Source organism: Halobacillus sp. (genome assembly GCF_049282395.1).
Taxonomy (GTDB): domain Bacteria; phylum Bacillota; class Bacilli; order Bacillales; family Halobacillaceae; genus Halobacillus.
Genome location: NZ_JBAPTY010000293.1, coordinates 1 through 3,287, shown reverse-complemented (window position 1 = coordinate 3,287; position 3,287 = coordinate 1). Strand labels below are relative to the sequence as shown.

Genomic DNA, 3,287 nt, shown 5'->3' with positions numbered 1-3,287 from the left:
TCCTTACATAGCAAGCGGCCGTTAATAATAAAAATGGGGTGGTGGGAAGCAGTGGCAGCACTATCCCAAGCACTCCCAGAATCAATGAGATCGTTCCGATTATAATAAGAAGAATGTTAGTAAACTGCTTCATTTTGAACTCCCTAACTATTCAACACTTTCATTTCCCAAAAGTTTGCTTGTCACATATATGCTTCCCCATGCACCATTTAACGCAAACCCTTGCTCATTTATTTTAGTTTACCATTTTCTTATAACCCACCGGAAGGCTGTTACCCATGACAAGTGTCATGGGTGTACCCTGACGTTTATGTCTTATAAAATATGCGCTTTTTTCCTATGCTAAGAATATAAGAGACACAACAAAGGAGTCTTACTATGAATAAAGATAAACAAAAAGAGTTGAAAAAAAGCGTAGCACGATTCGCAAAACCTGATAATAAAGCGGGTATCCGCCAACTATTGAATACACTGCTTCCGTTTCTCCTCGTATGGTACCTGGCCTACGAAAGCCTGTCATGGTCCATCTGGATTACCGTTCCACTTGCGTTCATTGCGGGAGGATTCGTTGTACGACTATTCATTATCTTTCATGATTGTACCCACCAATCCTTCTTTGAAAACAAGAAAGCCAACCGGATCGTCGGAACGATTACAGGCATTCTGACCCTCTTCCCTTTCGATAAGTGGAAACGAAGCCATTCCATCCACCATGCCACAAGCGGCAACCTGGACAAGCGAGGCACCGGTGATATCTGGGTGATGACGGTAGAGGAATATATGAAAGCTCCTCTAAAAACAAGAATAGCGTACCGTATTTACAGAAATCCCTTAGTCATGTTCGGATTAGGTCCTATTTATTTATTCTTGATCTCTAACCGCTTCAACCGCAAAGGCGCGAAGCGAAAAGAGCGTTTGAATACGTATGTGATCAACGCGGCAATCGTCGTCTTGTATTCCCTGATCATATGGGCAATTGGATGGCAGTCCTTCCTGATCATTCACCTTCCTATCCTTTATGTATCCGGAATGCTTGGAATATGGTTATTTTACGTACAGCACCAGTTCGAAGATTCGTATTTCGAAGACGAGTCAGAGTGGGATTTTGTAAAAGCTGCGGTAGATGGCAGTTCGTACTATAAGCTGCCAAAAGCATTACAATGGGTCTCCGGTAACATTGGATTCCACCATGTCCATCACTTGAGCCCTCGTGTCCCGAACTACAATCTGGAGAAAGCACATGATAATACTCCTCCACTGGAGCATGCGACGACCATTACACTGGCCACGAGCCTTGAATCTATTCGCTTTCGGTTATATGATACAGCGAATAAAACCTTTGTATCCTTTAAAGAAGTGAAACCGCTCATCAAAAGAAATAAATTGACCCTCCCGGAACGAAGATATCCTGAATTTCAGGATAAATAACAAGTGGGCGTATCACCTGTCCACTTTGCTAAAAATAATAACCTGAAAGCCCATTCTATATGGAATGGGCTTTTCTACATCCAAATATCTATCGTGACAGAAGGAACGATTATCATATATATTGGATGTAGTAGAATGGATTTACCTAAGGAGATGAGCTTCCATGCAAAGCTGGTACCATATCATACCTAAAAACACAGGGCTGAGCACTTATGTGTGGATTATATTCTGCCTTTTGCCCTTTTTCTTCATCTTCCGATCTTCTTCGATGCTTGAGATCGCATTCGGCATATTCATGACTTTGCTCTTTTTCTTATCCTATCGATTATCGTTCATCTCCAATAGCCGGATGGTTTATCTATGGGTGAGTATAGAAATGGCGATAAGTCTTGTCATGACTTTCTTGTTTGGCTATATATACTTTGCCTTATTCCTGGCCTTCTTTATCGGAAACATTAAACATCAAGGAGGGTTTTTGTCTCTTTATATTGTCCATTTGACGACGACGATTGCGGCTGTAACGATGACTTTTGTTACAGAAGTGGAGGATATTTTCCCTCACCTTCCTTTTATCGTCATTACCGTAATCGGTGTGATTCTACTGCCGTTTACCGTGAGATATAGAAATAAGCAGCATAAACTCGAAGGAGAGCTTCAAGATGCCAATGATCGCATTTCACAATTAATGGTGCTGGAAGAACGAGAAAGAATTGCACGCGACCTCCATGACACACTGGGGCAGAAGCTTTCCATGATCGGCTTGAAAAGTGATCTGGCAGGCAAGCTTATTCCCGTAAAACCCGAAAAAGCCGTGGAGGAAGTCCAGGACATTCGCCAAACCGCCCGTACAGCTTTGAAAGAAGTTCGGGAAATGGTATCCGATATGAGAGGAACGAAGCTTGAAGACGAGCTGATTCGTGTCCAGCAGATTATAGAAGCTGCTGAAATGAGCTTTGAATATGAAGGCAGCCCTAAGCTTGAAAACACGCCCTTACTCGTAGAAAACGTCCTCAGCATGTGTCTGAAGGAAGCCGCTACGAATATCGTGAAGCATAGTCATGCCTCGCATTGTAAAGTGACGATTACACAGACCAGTACAGAGATTTTAGTCGTCGTGGAAGACAATGGCCAGGGGCTGCCCGATAACATTGAGCCCTTTAAAGGCAATGGTATGCAGGGAATGAGGGAACGTCTGGAATTCGTAAATGGAAGTCTGGAGATCTATTCATCCCATGGCACCACTCTGCGTCTCCATGTTCCGAATATTATCAAGCAGTCTAATAAGGAGGAGTCTGTATGATCCGAATTGTAATTGCAGAAGATCAGCGTATGTTACTCGGGGCGCTTGGAGCTTTACTTGATTTAGAGGACGGGATGGAAGTGGCAGGTAAAGCCGACAATGGAGAAGAAGCGTGCAAACTGGTGCGCGAGCTTAAGCCGGACATCTGCCTGATGGATATTGAGATGCCGGTGAAAGATGGTCTCACGGCAGCGGAAGAGCTGGCAGACGAACCATGCAACATCATCATTCTTACAACGTTCGCCCGGCCTGGTTATTTTGAACGGGCAAGAAATGCCGGTGTCAGTGGATACTTACTTAAAGACAGTCCAAGTGAAGATCTTGCGGAAGCGATACGCAAGATTATCGACGGTCAGCGCATTTTCTCCCCTGAATTGGTGGATCTCGCCTATACACAGCAGGATCCGCTCACGGAAAGAGAACGTCAGGTCATTAAGTTAATGGCTGAGGGTAAAAATACCAAAGACATCTCCAAAGAGTTATATATTACTCCAGGTACGGTACGAAATTATGTGTCCGTCATACTGGATAAGCTTGAAGTTTCCAATCGGATTGAAGC

The 3,287-nt window shown here is 43.7% G+C and carries 4 protein-coding genes; 3 read left to right on the top strand and 1 reads right to left on the bottom strand.

The window, feature by feature from the left end; all coding sequences use genetic code 11:
* Positions 1–133, bottom strand: a 133-nt coding sequence (locus WAM07_RS12825) for a DUF454 family protein (protein ID WP_422167414.1), incomplete at its 3' end; no start/stop codon positions are given.
* A 245-nt stretch (positions 134–378) separates the two neighbouring features.
* On the opposite strand from WAM07_RS12825, the gene WAM07_RS12820 reads away from it, so the two are divergent.
* The 3 genes from WAM07_RS12820 to WAM07_RS12810 form a co-directional block, all read left to right on the top strand.
* Positions 379–1,428: a fatty acid desaturase gene (locus tag WAM07_RS12820; protein WP_422167412.1), complete on the top strand. Its 1,050-nt coding sequence runs from the start codon at positions 379–381 to the stop codon at positions 1,426–1,428.
* A 163-nt stretch (positions 1,429–1,591) separates the two neighbouring features.
* Positions 1,592–2,728 carry a sensor histidine kinase gene (locus WAM07_RS12815; protein WP_422167410.1) on the top strand — a complete coding sequence of 379 codons (1,137 nt, stop codon included), beginning with the start codon at positions 1,592–1,594 and terminating at the stop codon, positions 2,726–2,728.
* Positions 2,725–3,287 (top strand): response regulator transcription factor (locus tag WAM07_RS12810; protein WP_422167408.1); only part of this gene is annotated, 563 nt, incomplete at its 3' end. The genes WAM07_RS12815 and WAM07_RS12810, both read left to right, overlap by 4 nt.

What these genes read in the sequence shown, in the direction of transcription:
- WAM07_RS12820 (WP_422167412.1), top strand. Translation starts at nt 379, where the DNA reads ATGAATAAAGATAAACAAAAAGAGTTGAAAAAAAGCGTAGCACGATTC.
- WAM07_RS12815 (WP_422167410.1), top strand. Translation starts at nt 1,592, where the DNA reads ATGCAAAGCTGGTACCATATCATACCTAAAAACACAGGGCTGAGCACT.